This is a genomic window from Mycolicibacterium brisbanense, assembly GCF_001570425.1.
In the GTDB taxonomy this organism is placed as follows: domain Bacteria; phylum Actinomycetota; class Actinomycetes; order Mycobacteriales; family Mycobacteriaceae; genus Mycobacterium; species Mycobacterium brisbanense.
Window position 1 is genome coordinate 1 of record NZ_BCSX01000011.1, and the last position, 19,298, is coordinate 19,298.

General features: G+C 66.9%; 17 protein-coding genes. 10 read left to right on the top strand and 7 right to left on the bottom strand.

Annotated elements, in window-relative coordinates; translation table 11 throughout:
* Positions 1–133 precede the first annotated feature (133 nt).
* Positions 134–985, bottom strand: coding sequence for an SDR family oxidoreductase (locus RMCB_RS04230; RefSeq protein WP_062827776.1), 852 nt, complete (start codon positions 983–985; stop codon positions 134–136).
* Between the two features lie 339 nt (positions 986–1,324).
* Here RMCB_RS04230 and RMCB_RS04235 point away from each other — a divergent pair, with 339 nt between their 5' ends.
* The 4 genes from RMCB_RS04235 (at position 1,325) to RMCB_RS04250 (ending at position 4,220) form a co-directional block, all read left to right on the top strand.
* Positions 1,325–2,161, top strand: a complete 837-nt coding sequence (locus RMCB_RS04235; RefSeq protein ID WP_062827777.1) for a PRC and DUF2382 domain-containing protein — start codon at positions 1,325–1,327, stop codon at positions 2,159–2,161.
* Positions 2,162–2,326: 165 nt separating this feature from the next.
* Positions 2,327–2,815: a GNAT family N-acetyltransferase gene (locus tag RMCB_RS04240; protein ID WP_062827778.1), complete on the top strand. Its 489-nt coding sequence runs from the start codon at positions 2,327–2,329 to the stop codon at positions 2,813–2,815.
* A complete protein-coding gene (locus RMCB_RS04245) occupies positions 2,812–3,909 on the top strand; it encodes an LLM class flavin-dependent oxidoreductase (RefSeq protein WP_062827779.1) in 1,098 nt (365 codons plus the stop codon). The genes RMCB_RS04240 and RMCB_RS04245 overlap by 4 nt, the downstream gene beginning before the upstream one ends.
* Positions 3,910–3,920: 11 nt before the next feature.
* Positions 3,921–4,220, top strand: a complete 300-nt coding sequence (locus RMCB_RS04250) for a hypothetical protein (protein ID WP_029370445.1) — start codon at positions 3,921–3,923, stop codon at positions 4,218–4,220.
* A 10-nt stretch (positions 4,221–4,230) separates the two neighbouring features.
* Here RMCB_RS04250 and RMCB_RS04255 read toward each other — a convergent pair whose 3' ends face one another.
* The gene (locus RMCB_RS04255) at positions 4,231–4,971 is read right to left on the bottom strand and encodes an MBL fold metallo-hydrolase (RefSeq protein WP_062827780.1); all 741 of its coding nucleotides are present in this window, start codon (positions 4,969–4,971) and stop codon (positions 4,231–4,233) included.
* 34 nt (positions 4,972–5,005) lie between these two features.
* Here RMCB_RS04255 and fgd point away from each other — a divergent pair, with 34 nt between their 5' ends.
* Entirely contained in the window at positions 5,006–6,016 is a 1,011-nt protein-coding gene (gene fgd, locus RMCB_RS04260) for a glucose-6-phosphate dehydrogenase (coenzyme-F420) (protein ID WP_062827781.1), read from the top strand.
* A gap of 200 nt (positions 6,017–6,216) precedes the next feature.
* Here fgd and RMCB_RS04265 read toward each other — a convergent pair whose 3' ends face one another.
* Positions 6,217–6,978 carry a GntR family transcriptional regulator gene (locus RMCB_RS04265; protein ID WP_062827782.1) on the bottom strand — a complete coding sequence of 254 codons (762 nt, stop codon included), beginning with the start codon at positions 6,976–6,978 and terminating at the stop codon, positions 6,217–6,219.
* A 221-nt stretch (positions 6,979–7,199) separates the two neighbouring features.
* Between RMCB_RS04265 and RMCB_RS04270 the strand changes: the two genes are divergently transcribed.
* Genes RMCB_RS04270 through RMCB_RS04285 form a run of 4 tightly spaced genes read left to right on the top strand, consistent with a single transcriptional unit; the run spans position 7,200 to position 13,351 of the window.
* The gene (locus tag RMCB_RS04270) at positions 7,200–8,753 is read left to right on the top strand and encodes an APC family permease (protein WP_062827783.1); all 1,554 of its coding nucleotides are present in this window, start codon (positions 7,200–7,202) and stop codon (positions 8,751–8,753) included.
* Between the two features lie 23 nt (positions 8,754–8,776).
* On the top strand, positions 8,777–10,036 hold the full coding sequence (locus RMCB_RS04275; protein ID WP_062827784.1) for an aspartate aminotransferase family protein: 1,260 nt from the start codon (positions 8,777–8,779) through the stop codon (positions 10,034–10,036).
* A 19-nt stretch (positions 10,037–10,055) separates the two neighbouring features.
* Positions 10,056–12,158: a phosphate acetyltransferase gene (pta, locus tag RMCB_RS04280; protein ID WP_062827785.1), complete on the top strand. Its 2,103-nt coding sequence runs from the start codon at positions 10,056–10,058 to the stop codon at positions 12,156–12,158.
* On the top strand, positions 12,155–13,351 hold the full coding sequence (locus RMCB_RS04285) for an acetate kinase (RefSeq protein ID WP_062827786.1): 1,197 nt from the start codon (positions 12,155–12,157) through the stop codon (positions 13,349–13,351). The genes pta and RMCB_RS04285 overlap by 4 nt, the downstream gene beginning before the upstream one ends.
* Positions 13,352–13,431: 80 nt before the next feature.
* Here the strand turns inward: RMCB_RS04285 and RMCB_RS04290 are convergent, their stop codons facing one another.
* The 3 genes from RMCB_RS04290 to glnX are packed head-to-tail and all read right to left on the bottom strand — an operon-like array spanning position 13,432 to position 17,986.
* Positions 13,432–15,702, bottom strand: coding sequence for a serine/threonine-protein kinase PknG (locus RMCB_RS04290; protein WP_029370455.1), 2,271 nt, complete (start codon positions 15,700–15,702; stop codon positions 13,432–13,434).
* Positions 15,702–16,661, bottom strand: a complete 960-nt coding sequence (locus RMCB_RS04295) for a glutamate ABC transporter substrate-binding protein (protein WP_062827787.1) — start codon at positions 16,659–16,661, stop codon at positions 15,702–15,704. Before RMCB_RS04295 ends, RMCB_RS04290 begins: the two co-directional genes overlap by 1 nt.
* A gap of 5 nt (positions 16,662–16,666) precedes the next feature.
* Positions 16,667–17,986 carry a protein kinase G-activating protein GlnX gene (gene glnX, locus RMCB_RS04300; RefSeq protein ID WP_029370457.1) on the bottom strand — a complete coding sequence of 440 codons (1,320 nt, stop codon included), beginning with the start codon at positions 17,984–17,986 and terminating at the stop codon, positions 16,667–16,669.
* Positions 17,987–18,113: 127 nt separating this feature from the next.
* Here glnX and RMCB_RS04305 point away from each other — a divergent pair, with 127 nt between their 5' ends.
* Positions 18,114–18,620: an NUDIX hydrolase gene (locus RMCB_RS04305; RefSeq protein ID WP_062827788.1), complete on the top strand. Its 507-nt coding sequence runs from the start codon at positions 18,114–18,116 to the stop codon at positions 18,618–18,620.
* Here RMCB_RS04305 and thiE read toward each other — a convergent pair.
* Positions 18,604–19,275 carry a thiamine phosphate synthase gene (thiE, locus tag RMCB_RS04310; protein ID WP_062827789.1) on the bottom strand — a complete coding sequence of 224 codons (672 nt, stop codon included), beginning with the start codon at positions 19,273–19,275 and terminating at the stop codon, positions 18,604–18,606. The two genes, RMCB_RS04305 and thiE, sit on opposite strands and share 17 nt — an antisense overlap.
* Positions 19,276–19,298 lie beyond the last annotated feature (23 nt).

Here is a 19,298-nt window from a genome sequence, read left to right on the forward strand (position 1 = left end):
AAAACCCTCGACTGGAACACCCCAGCCGAACGACTACGTGATCTACTACAAACCCAATAACCAGCAGCATTGCGACGACCCCTAGAAACCACCCGCCGTGCGGGTACCTCACTGTCTGTTCGGCGGAGGAACTTCAGCTCTCGATGACACCCTGGGCGGCCTGCGCGCGATCCTCGTAGCTCTTGCGTTTGGCGGCGTCGTACTCCAGGAACACGGTGTCGAGGCCCAGTGCCTTGTTGAGCCAGCGGCGGCCGCGCGGCGGCAGCAGCTGGGCGGCCTGGGCGGTGAAACGCAGCGGCGGCGGCACCGAAACGTGCGTCTTGGGCTTGTTGAGTGTCTTGATGATCGCCGCGGCGATATCTTCGGGCTCGACCGGTTTGATGGGCCCGCTGGATTTTGTGCCGGAGATGAGGTCGGTGTTGGTGAACGGCGGCATCACCACCGACACGTTGACGCCGTGCGGGGCCATCTCGTCGGCCAGTGCCGTGGACAGCCCGACGACGGCGTACTTGGCGCCGACGTACACCACCTGGCCGGGCAGCGGAATCAGCCCCGACAGCGAGGCGATGTTGATGACGTGGCCGCTGCGGCGCTTGACCATCTCCGGCAGCGCGAGCTGGCAGCCAGTGAGCACGCCGTACACGTTGACCTCGATGGACGACCGGATCGACTGCTCGGTCTGCTCCAGGAATGGGCCGATCGGCATGACACCCGCATTGTTGATGAGCACATCGATGTGGCCGCCGCCGTCGGTGCGGGCCTTGTCGAGGAAGGTCGCGAAGGATTCCCGGTCGGTGACGTCGAGGGGGTAGCCCGATACCGGGCCCAGTTTGGTCAGCTCGACGACCGCCGATTCCTGCAGAGCGACGTCCCGGTCGCCGATCACGACGCGGGCGCCGTGGGCCAGCAGGGCCTTCGCGGTCGCATACCCAATACCGCGGGCGGCTCCGGTGATCGCGATGGTCTTGCCCCTGATGTTGTCCATGGCGGCAAACTTTACACGTGTCAAGTTTTGGAGGGAAGACCGTCCTGCGCTGGTGACGGCGACGCATCCCGCAGCCATCGTGACTGCTGTTGATGACGTCAACGGCAATGCGGCGAACATGCGGCCGCGTCTTCCGGGCTGTCTTCTCCGGGATCAGCGTCGTGGCCAGGGAGCAATTTCCATACGCCTTCGTAAACCCTGGCAAATGTTGTGAATTTACACAGCAATATTCAGAAGTGCCGAGGTTTGGGAAACCCTGCTGTGTGGCTATCAGCATCGTGTGAGCGCAGTTAACGGCTTGCGGATCATATTCAGCACGACCTAACAGGGAGGAACGACATGTCGAACGTGTTAGACCGTTACGTCGGAGCAACGGCTTACGACCCGGCCGGAAACAAGATCGGCAAGATCAAGGAATTGTTCATCGATGCCCGCACGCAGCAGCCGAAGTGGGTGGCGGTGAACACCGGCTTCCTCGGAACATCGGAGTCGCTCGTGCCGATGGCAGGAGCCAAGCAGGACGGAGACTCGGTAACGGTCGCAGTCGACAAGGAGCGGGTGAAGGACGCCCCGCACTTCAGCGTCGGGGACCACATCGACCCGCAACAGGAGTCCGAACTGGCACGCCATTACCACCTGCAGGGCGGGCAACCACCGCAGTCCAGCGGTAAGCACGAGCTCGCCGGCCCGGCCCCGGCCGCTCCTGCCGCAACTGCCCCAGCGGGACTCCAGGATCCGCATCTGCGCGATCACGGCCGGCGTGCCGACATGCGGCCGTCCGCCACAGACACTCCTGAGGCCAACGGCACCGGCGGCGCGATGATCCGCTCTGAAGAGCGGCTCGACGTCGGCACGGAAAAGGCCGAGGCAGGCACCGTTCGGTTGGTGAAATATGTTTTCACCGAACAAAAGACGGTCGACGTGCCGGTGACGCACGAGGAGGTGCGCGTCGAGCGCGAGCCTATCACCGACGCATCGACAGTTCGCGATTCCGACATCGGCGAGGCCGAGCAACAGGTCACCCTGCACGAGGACCGCGTTGTGGTCGACAAGCATTCCGTGCCCGTCGAGCGTGTGCGCATGCGCGTCGACGAGGTCACCGAGGACAAGCGGATCACCGAGCAGGTCCGCAAGGAGCAGATCAAAACCGAAGGCCTGAACCGGCCCAACAGGTAAACCGCTGCCGCACTGCGTCCCGCGGGTGGCCGTGCCGGCCGCGGGACGCACTGCTGGGCAGCGGTTCGGCTGTGAGCTGGGCGGACTTCAAATCACGATGACTTTTGCGGGGCATAGCGTGGATCGGGCTGCGTTGAACGTCCCGTGGGTATACAAACGGAGGTCATGTCGGGGCTGGTGCAGTTCGTGGCGGTCGGCCAAGACGATCCGCTGGCCGAGCCGCTGCTGGCAGAACTGGCGCTCGAGTACTCCGGCCGGTATGGCGGCACCGCCGAACGCGTGATGGAGTGGCTGCGCGCGCATCCCGCCGCCGACTTCGCGCCACCCCACGGCGGTCTGTTCGTCGGTCTGCTCGACGGCCAACCCGTCACCGGTGGCGCGTTCCAGCGGTACGACGACGACACCGCGGAGCTCAAACGCATCTGGACCGCCAGTGACCACCGCAAGCGCGGCTACGCGAAAGTACTGCTGGCCGAACTGGAAGCCGAGATCGCCCGGCGCGGCTACCGCCGCGTGTATCTGACGACGGGGCATCGTCAGCCCGAAGCGGAGGCGCTGTACACGTCGGCCGGGTACATCAGACTGGCCGAGCCCTTACCCGCCGAAGGGGACGACACGGTCTTCCCGATCGCCTTCGAGAAGGCACTGCGATGACCATTCCGCTGTCCATCTTGGATCTCGCACCGATCAGCGCGGGCAGCGACGCCGCCACCGCGCTACGCAACACCGTCGACCTGGCCCGCCACGCCGAACAGTGGGGTTACAAGCGCTACTGGGTGGCCGAGCATCATTTCGTGGCGGTGGCCAGCTCGTCACCCGCCGTATTGGTCGGACAGATCGCGGCCGCCACCGAGAAGATCCGCGTCGGCACCGCGGCGGTGCAACTCGGCCACACCACCGCGGTCGCCGTGGCGGAGAGTTTCGGGACGCTGGCAGCGTTTCACCCGGGCCGGATCGACCTCGGGGTTGGCCGGTCGGGGCAGAAGCGCGCCGAGGCCGCCAACGCCGTGTCCGGCGCGCCGAGAACCCCTCGCGAGTGGCACGAGACCGATGGCGTCGTGATCCCGCCTCCGTTCGATATCGTTGCGCTGCTTCGTAATCCGCGACTGCAGGCGCAGGCGGCTGTGCTGCAGCAGCCCGGGGCGGTTGCCCCGGATTTCGCCGACCAGGTCGACGACATCCTGGCGCTGATAGACGGCAGACACCCGGTCGGGACGGCGGTTCCGGGTGCAGGCACGGGGTTGACGCCGTGGGTCTTCGGCAGCAGCAAGGGCCAGAGCGCCCGGGTGGCGGCGGCCAGAGGCCTGCCGTTCGTCGCCAGCTACCACATCACCCCGGCGACCGCGCTGGAGGCGATCGAGGTGTACCGCAACGGATTCACGCCGTCGGACCGGCTCGCCGAGCCGTACGTCGTGGTGTCGGCCGACGTCGTGGTCGCCGAAGACGAGGCCACCGCCCGCCACCTCGCGAAGACCTATGGGCACTGGGTCCATTCGATCCGCGCCGGCGGTGGCGCGGCGCCCTACCCGGATCCCGATGATGCCGCTCCGCTCACCGCCGAGCAGCAGGAGCTGGTGCGCGATCGCACCGCAACACAATTCGTCGGCGATCCCGATCAGGTGGCTCACAGGTTGGCGGCGCTGCAGCGGCTGAGCGGTGCCGACGAGCTGGTGATCACGTCGGTGACCCATCGGCACGAGGACCGGTTGCGGTCGCATCGGCTGATCGCCGAGCGCTGGGGGCTATAAGCTCGGGAGTTGTGCCGAGTTCGCAGGTACTGGTGGGGACGCTGCTGCTCGCGGGGGCAGCGGCGCTGTTCGCGCTTGGCATAGGGCTGCGGATCTTCATCGGCCGGCGCACCGACTCGTCGGGTATGCGCCGCCGCATGCACAGGTTTCGGCAGACCAGGACGGCTCGGGTGCTGTTCGGTCCGGTGTACGACGACGAGGAACTGGACCCCGACGAACTCGACCAGATCATCCTGATGCCCGCCATCGTGCTGGCCTGCGGATTGTGCCTCACCGGGCTTTTCCTGCTGGGCTACAAGGTGATCCACTGACGGGCGTCGCCTAGCCGTGCCGGGCGATCGCCTCCCGGACCGCCTCGGCGATGGGGCCGCGCCATACCGGGCCGTGTCCCGGCACCAGCACATCGGTGTCGAGTCGCCCCAGCGTTTCCAGGCTGCGCAGACAGCCTGCCTCGTCGTGGTTGAACAGGGCGGGCAGCAACTGCGGCCCCGGGCGCGGTATCAGCGGGTGCCCGGTCACCAGGGCATCTCCGCCGACCAGGACCCCGTCGACGATGTACGAGCAGTGGCCGCCCGTGTGCCCCGGCGTGGGGACCGCCACCGGTGCGCCGGGCAGCCCGGACGCGACATCGGGCGTCAACGCCGCCGCGGTGGGTATGCCCGAGTGGTCCAGCCCGCCGTTGGCGATGAGGGCCGCGGTCCATTTGAGCCAGCGCGGCTGCCAGACATGTTTGACGACGTCTGCCGGGGAGGCCTGCTCGAGGTATTCGCGTTTGGTGTGGCCGACCTCGTCGGCGTGGCAGAACACCGGTGTCCCATGGGTTTTCGCGAACCAGATGGCCGACCCGAAGTGGTCGACGTGAGCGTGCGTCAGCAGGATCGCCCGGATGTCGTCGACTCCGAAGCCCAGCTGCCGCACCGAATCCAGCACGGCGTCGCGCTGGCCCGGATATCCGGCATCGATCAGCATCACGCCGTCGGCATCGGTCACCAGCGCCCAGTTGACCAGGTCCGTTTGGGCGATGTGCACGTGTTCGGTGATCGCGCTCAGGGCTGCTGCCATGCCGTGAGTCTATGAACTGGAGTAGAAACAAAGCGTGGCTGAACTCAAACTTGGTTATAAGGCTTCTGCGGAGCAATTCGCGCCCCGGGAACTGGTCGAGCTCGCGGTGCTGGCCGAGGCGTCGGGGATGGACAGTGCGACGGTCAGTGATCATTTCCAGCCGTGGCGCCATGAGGGCGGGCATGCGCCGTTCTCACTGGCCTGGATGACGGCGGTGGGCGAACGTACCGAACGGCTGGTGCTGGGCACCTCGGTGCTGACCCCGACGTTCCGCTACAACCCCGCGGTGATCGCGCAGGCGTTCGCGACGATGGCGTGTCTGTACCCGGACCGCATCTTCCTGGGCGTGGGCACCGGTGAGGCGCTCAACGAGATCGCCACCGGCTACGCCGGGGAATGGCCGGAGTTCAAGGAGCGCTTCGCGCGACTGCGCGAATCGGTCAAGCTCATGCGTGAGCTGTGGCTGGGCGACCGCGTCGACTTCGACGGTGAGTACTACCGGCTCAAGGGTGCGTCGATCTACGACGTTCCCAAGGGCGGTGTCCCGGTCTACATCGCTGCCGGCGGCCCTCTGGTGGCCAAGTACGCCGGCCGTGCCGGTGACGGGTTCATCTGCACCTCGGGCAAGGGTGAAGAGCTCTACAAGGACAAGCTGATCCCCGCGGTCAAGGAAGGCGCCCAGGCCGCCGGGCGCAACGCCGACGACATCGACCGGATGATCGAGATCAAGATCTCCTACGATCCCGACCCCACGCTCGCGCTGGAGAACACCCGGTTCTGGGCGCCGCTGTCGCTGACTGCCGAGCAGAAGCACTCCATCGACGATCCCATCGAGATGGAGAAGGCTGCCGACGCCTTGCCCATCGAGCAGGTCGCCAAGCGCTGGATCGTGGCCTCAGATCCCGACGAGGCCGTCGCGAAGGTCAAGGACTATGTCGACTGGGGTCTCAATCACCTGGTGTTCCATGACCCGCGGCCGGATCAGCGCCGTTTCCTCGAGCTGTTCAAGACCGATCTGGAACCCCGGCTGCGCAAGCTCGCCTGAGCGCCTGAGCCCCTGGGCAAGCACCGCGAGCGTGCGTGTCTGTCGCCCGCCACGCCGCTGTTGGCCGGCATCTAGCGCACCCTCGCACCGCACGAGCGTGCGCGGGATGCCCCTAGATGCCGGCGTGTCGACCAGCAGACCCGCACGCTCGCGGTGCAGGGGGAGGTGCCCGGGTGCGGGTGCAGGGCGAGGTGCCAGGCTCAGGCGGTGTTCACCGAGCGCCGCACCGCGCCGACCGTGCCGTGGCTCGTTGCGGTGAGCCGCACGCGGTCGGCCCGGAACAGGTCGTAGGCGTACTCGAACGGCCGGCCGCTGTCGTCCCGGGTAACCCGGGTGATCGCCAACAGCGGCTTGCGGTGAGCGATGTCGAGCCATTCGGCTTCACGCGGGCTGGCGGTCACCACCTCGATGGTTTCCGTGGTGGTGGCCGGAGTCAGCCCGTAGCGCACCCGCAGCAGTTCGTAGAGTGATCCGCCCAGGGGCTGTTCCAGCAGATCCTCCATGTGAGCGGCGACAAAGCACGCGAAGTCCACCGACAGCGGCACACCGTCAGCGAAACGCAGCCGCCTGATCGTGAATATCTCTGTGCCGTCCGAGATTTCAAGCGCACGGCTTTCGACGGGCGTGGCCGCTCTGCAGTCGGTGCCCAGTACCCGCGTGGCGCTGGTGTGGCCGCCGCTGCGTAACCGGGCCGGGAGGCCGACGAGTTCACCGGCATTGCGCTGCACCACGTCGGCACGCACGAAGGTGCCGCCGGCGCGGCCGGTGCGTCGCTCCAATACGCCCGCCTGGCTCAACGGCAGCAACGCGCTGCGCAGAGTTGACCGGGACACCGCAAAGTTCTCCGCCATCTCGCGTTCGGTGCCCAGTCGGGAGCCGGGCCGCAGCGTGCCGACGGCCAGCATGGACAGGATGCGCCGACGGACGTCCTCGGCTACGGGACCGCCGGATGTCGCAGACATGCCCCGAGTGTGTACCAAACGGCTCGGCGCAGCAGACCAAAAAGCGCGGGTTAACGTTCCCGTTTCACGATTCCCAGGTTCGAAACATGGCCGAAACAATAGTTGGGGCACAACGAATTTCGAGTTGACCTGGCCATCGGGCCGCGATAACAATGTGCTGCGTCGCACCACAGCGCTGTCGGCGATACCAAGCAAAACAGACCAAATGGCGGGACCCCATAATGAGCGAGATCATCGATCCGGCACCGGTTGGTGCTGATATCCAGCGCCTCAAACCCAATGCCGTGGGACTGGTCGGCGTGCTTTTCATGGCGGTGGCCACCGCCGCCCCCATCACTGCCATGGTCGGCAACGTGCCGATCTCGGTCGGTTTCGGCAACGGTGCGTACGCGCCCGCGGGCTACTTCGTCGCGACCATCGTGCTGACCCTGTTCGCCATCGGCTACGCCGCGATGAGCAAGCACATCACCGCTACCGGCGCGTTCTACGGGTACATCTCCCACGGCTTGGGTCGCATCGTCGGCTTGGGTGCCGGATTCTTGACAGCGTTGGCGTACATGGTGTTCGAGGCTTCGCTCATCGGTATCTTCTCGTTCTTCGGCAACGACCTGTTCAGATCCTTCTTCGGTATCGACGTGCCGTGGATCGTCTTCGCGGTGGTGATGCTGGCGGTCAACGCCGTGCTCACCTACTTCGACATCAACCTGGCGGCCAAGGTGCTCGGGGTGTTCCTGATCACCGAGATCGTGATGTTGGCCTTGATGGCACTGTCGGTGGTGTTCACCGGCGGCGGGCCGCAGGGGTGGTCATTGGGATCGCTCAACCCGCTCAACGGTTTTCACAGCCTGTCCGGATCGGTGGTCGGCGCCGACGGCAACATGATCGCGGTCGCGGGTTCCGCGGGCGTCGGGTTGTTCTTCGCGTTCTGGTCATGGGTGGGTTTCGAGAGCAGCGCGATGTACGGCGAAGAGTCGCGAAACCCCAAGAAGATCATCCCCATCGCGGTGATCAGCTCGGTGGTCGGCATCGGTGTGTTCTACGTGCTGGTGTCGTGGCTGGCGATTGTGGGCACCGGGCCGGACAATGCCGTTGCGCTGGCACAGGATTCGGCCACCGCGGGCAACATCTTCTTCAACCCGGTGCAGCAGCATCTCGGTCAGTGGGCGGTCGACCTGTTCAAGATCCTGTTGATGACCGGCTCGTTCGCGTGTGGCATGGCGTTCCACAACTGCGCGGCCCGCTACCTCTACGCGCTCGGGCGGGAGAACGTCATCCCGGGCATGCGCAAGACCATCGGTGCGACGCATCCCGCACACGGGTCCCCGCACATCGCCGGATTCGTCCAGACCGGTTTCGCGACCGCCGTGGTGGTGTTCTTCGACGTGACGGGGCGTGATCCCTACACCGGGTTGTACGGCCTGATGGCGTTGCTGGGGACGACGGCGATCATGATCGTGCAGGCGCTGGCGGCGTTCTCGGTCATCGCCTACTTCCACGTGCAGAAGCAACATCCGGAGACCGCGAACTGGTTCACCACGTTGCTGGCCCCATTGCTGGGCGGGGTCGGCATGCTCTACGTCATCTACCTGCTGGCCAAGAACGCGTCGTTCGCCGCGGGGACGGCCGCGTCTGACTGGATATTCGCCGCGATCCCGTATGTTGTAGGCATCGTTGGTATCGGCGGTGTGGTGCTGGCCCTGTTCTTGAAATTCCAGGACCCACAACGATATTCCGATCTCGGTCGGACGGTGCTGGAGGAGGCGCACGAACGCTGAACGCGCAGGGCTTCTCCAACATCATGGATTCCAACAGCTACTCCGGCGGTCTGGCGACCGATCCGGAGACGGAATCCTTGATTGCGGACCGTATCCGGATGCTCGGACCGGCGTACCGGCTGTTCTACGAACGGCCGGTACATCTGGTTCGTGGTCAGGGTAGTCACCTGTTCGACGCCGACGGGGCCCGATATCTGGATGCCTACAACAACGTCGTCAGCGTCGGGCATTGCCACCCACGCGTCGTCGACGCGGTGACCCGCCAGATGCAGACGCTGAACACCCACACCCGCTATGTGCACGAGGGCATCGTCGACTACTCGCGCCGCCTGCTGGCCACCATGCCGGACGACGTGGACCAGGTGATGTACGCATGCACCGGCTCCGAGGCGAACGATCTGGCCCTGCGGGTGGCCCAGATGCACACCGGGGCCCGGGGAGTCATCGTGACCAGCGATGCTTATCACGGCAATACCGAAGCGGTGACGGCGATTTCACCGTCGCTGGGCGGTGCGACCGTCGTCGGGCCGCATGTGCGGACGGTATCGGCTCAGACCCTCGACGTCGCAGCGGCCATCAAGGACCTGCATGACTCGGGCCATGGCGTGAGCTGCCTGATCGTCGACACCATCTTCGCCTCCGACGGCATCTTCCCCGATCCCACGGTGCTGGCGCCGGCGGTGGAGGCGGTCCGCGCGGCCGGCGGGGTGTTCATCGCCGACGAGGTGCAGCCCGGGTTCGGCCGCACCGGTGAGGCCATGTGGGGCTTCGCCCGCCACGGTGTGGTGCCTGATCTGGTGACCATGGGCAAACCGATGGCCAACGGCCTGCCGGTCGCGGCGATGGCGGCGCGCAGCCACGTGTTGGAGACCTTTGCCCGGGGCGTGCCGTACTTCAACACGTTCGGCGGCAACCCGGTGTCCATGGCCGCCGCGGCGGCTGTGCTCGATGTGATCGAGGACGAGAATCTGATCGACAACGCGGCCCGCGTCGGCACCGCGCTGCGCGACGAGATCGCCCGGATCGGCGCTGACCATCCGCGCATCGGTGAGGTGCGCGGCTGCGGGCTCTACGTGGGTGTCGAGGTGGTGACTCCCTCACGAGCGCCCGACCGCACCGGGGCCCACGATCTGGTCAATGCCATGCGGGACCGCCATGTGCTCATCTCGGTGTGCGGCAGCGACGGCAACGTGCTCAAGGTGCGCCCGCCGCTGGTGTTCACGATGGCTGACGTGGACTGGTTCTGCACGGAGTTCGAGGGCGCGCTGGCGGAACTGTCCTGATCTAGGGAATGCTGGAGCGGTGCCGGATGGGAACATCGCGACCGCGATCTACGTAGCCTCGCCCGAGGGGGATACCGGTAAGTCGACCATTGCGCTGGGGATCTTGCACCGGCTTGCGGCCACCGTGCCCCGCGTCGGGGTGTTCCGGCCCATCACGCGCCTGGGCGAGGACCGGGACTACATCCTCGAACTGCTGTTGGCAGGTGCCACGGCCGGTCTGCCGTACGAGGACTGCGTCGGCGTCGGCTACCAGCAGGTGCACGAGGACCCCGACGCGGCGGTCGCCGAGATCGTCGACCGCTTCCACCGCGTCGCCGACCGGTGCGACGCGGTCCTGATCGTCGGCAGCGACTACACCGATGTGGCAACCCCCAGCGAGCTGAGCATGAACGCGCGCATCGCGGTGAACCTGGGCGCTCCCGTGGTGCTCGCCGTCAAAGCCGCCGACCGCACGCCCGAAGAGGTGGCCCACGTCGTCGAGGTGTGCCTGGCCGAGCTGAATCACCAGCATGCGCACGCCGCTGCTGTGGTCGCCAACCGCTGCGATCCCGCCCAGCTGACGGCCGTGGCCGAGGCCCTCAAACCGCTGGGGACGCCGGCTTACGTACTGCCCGAGGAGCCGCTGCTGGTCGCGCCGTCGGTGGCCGAACTGCAGGTGGCCGTCGACGGCACGATGATCGCCGGGGACCCGGCGCTGTTGTCCCGCGAGGCGATGGGCGTGCTCGTGGCCGGTATGACTGCCGAGCACGTGTTGGAGCGACTGACCGAGGGCGTCGCGGTGGTGACGCCGGGGGACCGGTCCGACGTGGTGCTCGCCGTTGTGAGTGCCCATGCCGCGGAAGGCTTCCCGTCGCTGTCGTGCATCGTGCTCAACGGCGGCCTCGATCTGCATCCCTCGATCGCGGCCCTGGTCGAGGGGCTGGGGCTGCGGTTGCCGATCGTAGCGACCAAGTACGGCACGTTCGAGACCGCGAGCCGTGTCGCCAGTGCCCGCGGTCGGGTGACCGCGAAGAGCCAGCGCAAGATCGACACCGCGCTGGCCCTGATGGACAAGCACGTCGACGTCAATGATCTGCTGGCGCAACTGAGCATCCCGATCCCGGCCGTGACCACGCCGCAGATGTTCACCTATCAGCTGCTCGACCGGGCCCGCTCCGACCGCAAGCGCATCGTGCTGCCCGAGGGCACCGACGACCGCATCCTCAAGGCCGCGGGCCGGCTGCTGCGGCGCAGTGTCGCGGATCTGACGATTCTCGGCGAGGAAAGCCAGATCCGTTCCCGGGCAGCCGAACTCGGGGTGAACATCGATGCCGCCGTCGTGCTCGATCCCCGCACCAGCGAACTGTGCGACCAGTTCGCCGAACAGTACGCCGAACTGCGCCGCAAGAAGGGCATCACGGTCGAGCAGGCCCGCGAGACAATCCATGACGTCTCCTATTTCGGCACCATGCTGGTGCACAACAACATGGTGGACGGCATGGTGTCCGGCGCGGCCCACACCACCGCGCACACCGTACGGCCGGCGTTCGAGATCATCCGCACTGCGCCAGGCATCTCGACGGTGTCCAGCATCTTCCTGATGTGCCTGGCAGACAAGGTGTTGGCCTACGGCGACTGCGCGATCGTGCCGGACCCCACTTCAGAGCAGCTGGCCGACATCGCCATCTCTTCGGCGCGCACCGCGGCACAGTTCGGCATCGAGCCGCGGGTGGCCATGCTGTCCTACTCAACGGGCACCTCGGGAACCGGCGCCGATGTCGACAAGGTCAGAGCGGCAACGGAATTGGTGCGCGAACGCGAACCGGATCTGCTGGTCGAGGGGCCCATCCAGTACGACGCCGCCGTGGAGCCATCGGTCGCGATCACCAAAATGCCGGATTCCCCGGTGGCAGGCCGGGCCACGGTGCTGATCTTCCCGGACCTCAACACCGGCAACAACACCTACAAGGCCGTGCAGCGGTCCGCGGGTGCCATCGCGATCGGCCCGGTACTGCAGGGTCTCAACAAGCCCGTCAACGATCTGTCGCGTGGTGCGTTGGTCGAGGACATCGTCAACACGGTCGCGATCACCGCGATCCAGGCGCAGGGTGGCATGACGCGCACGCGAGGAGCAGTCGAGTGACCGACACAGTGCTGGTGATCAACTCCGGCTCGTCGTCGGTGAAATACCAGCTGATCCAGCCTGATTCGGGGCAGCAGCTGGCGAGCGGCATCGTGGAGCGCATCGGCGAGGATTCGTCGACCGCGACATTGAAGGTTGGCGAGCGCACGCTGCGCCGGGAGGGCCGGGTCGCCGATCACGATGCGGCGCTGCGACTGGCATTCGAACTGTCCGCGGAAGCGGGCCTGCACCTCGACGATCTCGACCTCGTCGCGGTCGGGCACCGCGTGGTGCATGGCGGCAAGACGTTCTACCGGCCCGCTGTCATCGACGATGCGATGATGTCCAAGCTCGAAGAGCTGGCTCCGCTTGCCCCACTGCACAATCCGCCCGCGATGGTCGGTATCGACGTGTCCCGGCGCATCCTGCCCGACGTCCCGCACATCGCGGTGTTCGACACCGCGTTCTTCCACGATCTGCCTGCCGCCGCGGCCACCTACGCCATCAACCACGAGGTTGCGGAGAAGTGGCACATCCGGCGCTACGGCTTCCACGGCACCTCGCACGAGTACGTGAGCCGGCAGGCCGCCGATTTCATTGGGCGGCCCTACGATTCGGTGAATCAGATTGTGCTGCATCTCGGTAACGGTGCCTCGGCGTCGGCGATTGCCGGGGGCCGCGCGGTCGACACCTCGATGGGGCTCACCCCGCTCGAGGGCCTCGTGATGGGCACCCGCAGTGGCGACATCGACCCCGGTATCGTCGGCTACCTGTGCCGCACGGCGGACATGACCATCGAGGACATCGACGCCATGCTCAACCGACGGTCCGGGTTGCTGGGCCTCGGCGGCGAGAACGACTTCCGCAAGCTACACCAACTGATCGAAAATGGTGATACACCAGCTCAATTGGCGTATGACGTCTATATCCATCGGTTGCGCAAATATGTCGGCGCCTACCTTGCGGTACTCGGGTCCACCGACATCATCAGCTTCACCGCGGGAGTGGGCGAGAACGACGCTGCGGTGCGTCGCGACGCGCTGAGCGGGCTGGCCGCACTGGGTATCGAGCTCGACTCTGAGCTCAACGAGAGCCCGTCTCGGCAGGCGCGACGCATCTCCGCCGAGTCTTCGCGGGTTACGGTGCTGGTGATTCCGACCAACGAGGAACTGGCCATCGCCCGCGCCTGCGTTCAGGTGGTCCGAACCGGCTAGCGCCGCGGTCGGTAGCCACATCAGTAACGGCTCCGGACGGTGTCAGAGGAAACCGAGCTGGGGAAGGCCTGTGCGTGCGCTCAGAACGTGCTCATGGGCCGCACACTGTTGGCGAGGTCCACCAGGGCATATCGATGCGACTGGGTGGGGGCCACGCGGGCCAGCGCCCGCAGTGAGGCTTCGACGCCCAGCTTGAGACCGTGCTCGGTGAATGGGAAGCCCAGGATGTGGTTGCTGCTCGCGGTGTTGTCTGCCAGCCAGTCCATCGCGGTACCCAACACCAGGGCCCGGATCTGCAGCACGCGTGGCTCGGTGTCGGGCAACGCCTCCACGCGTCGCGCGGCGTCGCGGATGTTCTGCTCGGTGATCTCACTCGTCGACCGCCCGGACAGCAACGTGACCGCGCTGGTGAGCCGCGCCGCGGTGAAATGCCGTGAGGTGGCGGGGACTTCGTCGAGCGTGCGCACCGCGCCGTCGCGGTCCCCGCTGACCGACTGAGCTCTCGCCAAGCCGAAGCCCGCGGAGATGACGCCGTTGTCGGTACCCCAGACGGTCTTGTAGAACGTCAGTTCGTCGGCCGTGCCTGCCAGCTCTGCCGTCGCGGCCAGGGCCAGCTTCGGTGCCAACTCACCCGGCAGCGTGTCCAGTACCTCGGTGAAATGCTTTGTGGCCGAGTCATAGTCGGCGGACAGCATCTCGGCGACCGCGCGGAACCAGATCAGCCGCCAGTTCCAGCCCACCCGGGTCGAGAGATCGTCGAGCTTGCGGTTGGCTTTCGCCACGTCACCCAGGTCGAGCAACGCGCGGGCCTCCATGAGCGGCAGCTCGACCGATTCGGACAGGTCGACGCCCTCGGCGTCGAGTGCTCCGTGCCGCGCGGCGCGCAGCTGATCGAGTGTGTGCACCGGCTGGCTCAGCACGCTGGCGACCAGCATCGGCGCCCCGACGTCGGTGCGGTCCACCAACGGCACCGGCAGGGCGCGGACGATCTCCTGGGCCGTCAGCTTTTCCGAGTGCACCTGGCCGTCGACGTAGACGTCGGTATGTGCGACAAGCAGATCCACGCCGAACGTCGACCGCGATGGGCTGAACACCGTCGACAGGCCGGGCCGCGGCATCCCGCTGTCGGCGGCCACCACCTCGCGCAGCACACCGAGCAGCTGCGACGACATCTCCTCGGCGGTGGCGAAGCGCCGGCGGGGATCGGGGTCGATGGCCCGGCGGAGCAGTCGCCCGAACGAGTCGTACTTGGTGAGCACCGGATCGTCGGACGGCAGCCCGTCGACGTAGCGCCCCTTGCGGGTGCGCAGGTTCAGCGTCAGCGCGGCCAGGGTCCGGCCCACGGTATAGATGTCGGTCGCCACGGTCGGTCCGGTGCGCACGATCTCGGGTGCCTGGTAACCCGGTGTGCCGTACAGGTATCCGTACGAGTTGAGCCGTGACACCGCGCCGAGGTCGATCAGCTTGAGCTGCTCCTCGGTGATCATGATGTTCTCGGGCTTGAGGTCGTTGTAGGCCAGCCCGATCGAGTGCAGATAGCCCAGCGCGGGCAGGATCTCCATCATGTAGCCGATCGCTTCGGCGACCGGCAGTTTGTTGCCCCTGGCCTGTTTGAGCGATGTTCCGCCGACGTACTCCATGACGATGTAGCCGACCGGATTGCCGTGCTTGTCATCGTGTTCGACGAAGTTGTAGATCTTGACGATCCCCGGATGGGTCACCTCGGCCAGGAACTGACGTTCGGCCATCGCGATGGCCTGTGCTTCCGCGTCGCCGGAATGCACCAGGCCTTTGAGCACGACCGGCCGCTCGTTGACGTTGTGGTCGAACGCCAGATACACCCAGCCCAGCCCGCCATGGGCGATGCAACCCTTGATCTCGTACTGGTCCGCGACGATCTCGCCGGGGGACAGCTGCGGCAGGAACGAGTACGAGCTACCGCAGTTCGGGCACCAGCCCTCCGACAGGGCCTGCCCATCCGGCGACGAGCGGCCGACCGGTTTGCCGCAGTTCCAGCAGAACCGCTTCGATTCGGCCACCACTGGGTTGGTCATCAAGGCGGTCAAGGGATCTCGCTCGGGCACCCGCGGTATCTCCACCAGGCCGCCACCCAGGCGTCGGACCGGCGAGAGCACGCGCGTCATCATCGTGCCGTGGTCGTGTGCCTCGGTGTCGCCGAAAACGGAAGAGGGGTTCTGCTCTTCGTCGTCGTCGAACTCGGGCCGGAACACCGCCTGCGTGGCCATCGGGCGAGCCGTCGACCGCGAGTCCATGTCGAGGTCTTCGAAGCTGGCCGGCTGGGTTCCGGGATCCTCGTCGGGTTCCTCTGGGATTTCGGGTGGCTGTGTCATCAGTCGATGTACCTCGCGACGGGAGGGGATGGCGCCGGGCCGAGTACCGTCAACCACTTGCGGTACAACGTGTTCCACGTGCCGTCCCGCCGAATACGTTCCAGCGTGCCGTTGACGAACCGCACCAGCCCGGTGTTGTCGAGGTTCACCCCGATGCCGTACGGCTCCTGGTTCATGCTCGGGCCGACGATGTGCAGATAAGGGTCTTGCGCCACCAGGCCGGCCAGGATCGAGTCGTCGGTGCTGACCGCGTCGGCCTGCCGCTGTTGCAGCGCCACCAGGCAGTCGGCCCACGTCACCACCGAGACGATGATGGGCGCCGGGCTGATCTCCTGGATGCGTTTGAGCGACGTGGTGCCGTCGACCACGCACACCCGTTTGCCGGACAAGTCGGAGGCCTGCGAGATGGTCGAGTCGCGCGGAGCCAGGATGCGCTGATTGGCCATCAGATAGACGGTGGAGAAGTTCACCTGCTTGCGACGTTCGCAGGTGATGGTCATGGTCTTGACGACGATGTCGACCTTCTTGTTCTGCAGTGCGGTGATCCGGTCGGCCGAGGACAGAATCCGGTATTCGACCTGCGCCGGGGTGCCGAAGATGTCGCGGGACACCTCGCCTGCGATGTCGACGTCGAATCCGGTGATCTCACCGGTGATCGGGTCGCGGAACGAGAAGAGGTTGCTGCCGATGTCCAGCCCGACGATGAGCCTGCCCCGGTTGCGGATCTCGGCCACCGCGGCGTCGGCCTCGGCCTTGTTGCTGAACGGGCGCAGGCTCGCCGTGCGGTCGCAGTCGTCGGCTTCGGCCGACGGCACCTGCACCGGCTGCGGCGTCAGTTCCTGCATGCCTGCAGGCGTGGGTGGGGAGAGGGTGAGCGCGGGGACGGTCAGGGCGGGGGCGGTCTGGGCGCAGCCGGCCACCGCCAACACCGTCGCGAGCAGGACCAGGAGTTTTCTCATCGTGCTTACCGGTACTCACTGAGTCGCGGCCACAACCCCAACGCCACCGCCACCGCGGCCGCCACGCTCAGCACCGCGGCACCGACGGTCGCGCCGGACAGCACGCGGCGGGCGTTGACGATGTCGTTACGCAACTGGTTGCGGCTTTGTTGGATACCTTTCGACAGCGCGTCGTCGAGCTTGTCGAAGGCCGGCGTGGAATCTTCCTCGCTGGTACCCAGCGCCACCTGGGTGGCGGCCTGGTAATTGCCGACCGCGATGTAGGCGTTGATCCGGTCGTCGGCGGCGCGCCACCGGGTCAGCAGCTGATCGGCATCGGCCAGATCGGTCTTGTCCATACCATTGTCACGAGCCAGGTAGGCCGCCAGTTGCTCCTGCATCATGTCGATGCGTTGGTAGTAGGACTGCTTGCGCAAGTTCTCGTCGCCGCGGCGGATCAGCGCCAAGGTCTCGTCGGCCCGGGCCTGCTGGGCGGTGATGGCCAGGTTCGTCACGGTCTTGAGTGAGTCGGCCGCCGTGACCTTGGCGCTGCGACTGTCCGACGTGGAGATCACCAGCGCCGTCATCACCCAGATCAGCATGATCAGAACGGCCAGCCCGCCCGCGACGAACCCGATGTTGACCCGGCGCCGGGTCCGCCGCGCCAGCCACCGGTTGGCGAACGCCCCGAACATCAGCGTCGCCAACACCGCGAGGACCACCGGCGCCGGGATCCGGGTGGAAGCCGTGGTTTCGGCGTCGACCCGGGCCGAGGTCTGCTCGTAGAGCCGCTGCGCGTCCGGCAGGATCAGCGTCTGCATCAGCGACGAGGCCTCCGACAGATACGACGACCCCACCGGGTTGCCTGCCCGGTTGTTGGTACGCGCGGTTTCCACCAGTCCGGTGTACACGGCGAGCCGGGCGTTGATCCGGCCCAGCAGCTGGACCAGCGGTTCGTCGGTGAGGCCGCTCGAGGCCCGGGTCACCGCGACCGACGCGTCGGTGATCGCCTGTTCGTAGCGCTGCCGGACGTCGCGCGGCTCGGCACCCGAGATGAACGCGGTGGCCGCCGCGGCGTCGGCCACCGACAGCGTGGTGTACAGCTGCCCGGCCGCGAAAGACAGCGGTTCGGTGTGGTCGAGCACGGTGGTCAGCGCCTGCTGCCGGTGGTTGATGGTGGTGGAGGTCGCGAAGGCGCTGATGATGACGAGAGTCGACAGCACGAGGCCGATGGTCAGGATGCGCCCGGGCGTCGTCCACAGAAACCACCAGCGCGGATGGGCAGGAGTCGTCGGCGACCGGGACGCGAGCGGCTCGGTCGACGGATGTGCCAACTCCACAGTCACCTGCGCGCGGACCTTTCCGGCTGTCGTACGGCTGTCCCAACTCTATAAAAGAAGTCTAAGAGTTCGTGGGATGGCTCGCCCGGAATCAGGAACCCCCGAAACCGGGCATGTTCCCTATCCTGTACGAGTGCGTGGCGACGGTGACGGATGGGTGGTGTCCGACAGCGGCGCCCGGTTCTGGGGCCGGCACGGCGCGGCCGGGTTACTGCTGCGAGCGCCTTGGCCCGACGGGTCTGCGGCGGTGTTGTTGCAGCACAGGGCCCCGTGGAGTCATCAGGGCGGCACGTGGGCGCTGCCGGGCGGAGCCCGCGACAGCCACGAGACCGCCGAGCAGGCCGCCGTCCGCGAAGCGAACGAGGAGGCCGGGCTGTCCGGGACCCAGCTGACCGTGCGGACCACGGTCGTGACGGCCGAGGTGGTCGGGTCGGGTGGCACCCGGTGGACCTACACCACCGTGATCGCCGACGCGCCCGAACCGTTGGACACCATCCCCAACCGCGAGAGCTCCGAGCTGCGATGGGTGGCCGAGGATCAGGTGGCCGAGCTGCCGCTGCACCCCGGTTTCGCGGCCAGCTGGCAGCGGCTGCGTGAGGTCACGGCCACCATCCCGCTGTTGGTCATCGACTCGCAGTAAGTGCCGACTTCAGTTCCTCGGCGGCGGCCCGTGGGTCCTCGGCCGCGGTGATGGCGCGGACCACCACGACGCGGCGAGCGCCCGCGGCCAGCACCTCGGGCAACCGCGGCGCGTCGATACCGCCGATCGCGAACCACGGCTTGTCCGGGTTGAGCGCCGCCGTCGCCCGCACCAGCTCGAGTCCGGGTGCCGGGCGCCCCGGCTTGGTGGGCGTGGGCCAGCAGGGGCCGACGCAGAAGTAGTCGACGGGCTCTTCGATGGCCGCTGCCACCTGCTCGGCGTCATGGGTCGACCGGCCGATCACCGGACGCGCCCCGATGATGCCGCGCGCGATCGGCAGCGGCAGATCGTCCTGGCCCAGGTGCAGCACGTCGGCCCCGGCCGCGAGCGCGATGTCGGCGCGATCGTTGACCGCGAGCAGGGCGCCGTGCCTGCGGGCGGCGTCGGCGAGCACCTCGAGGGCGTCGAGCTCCTGGCGGGCCTCCAGTGGCCCGAACTGGCGTTCGCCCGCCGAGCCCTTGTCGCGCAACTGGATCAGATCAACCCCGCCTGCCAGTGCGGCGTCGGCGAATTCGGCCAGGTCACCGCGCTCCCGGCGGGCGTCGGTGCACAGGTACAGCGCGGACTGGGCAAGGCGGTCGGCAGGTTGTTGCACACCGCGACGGTAGTGCCTCCGCT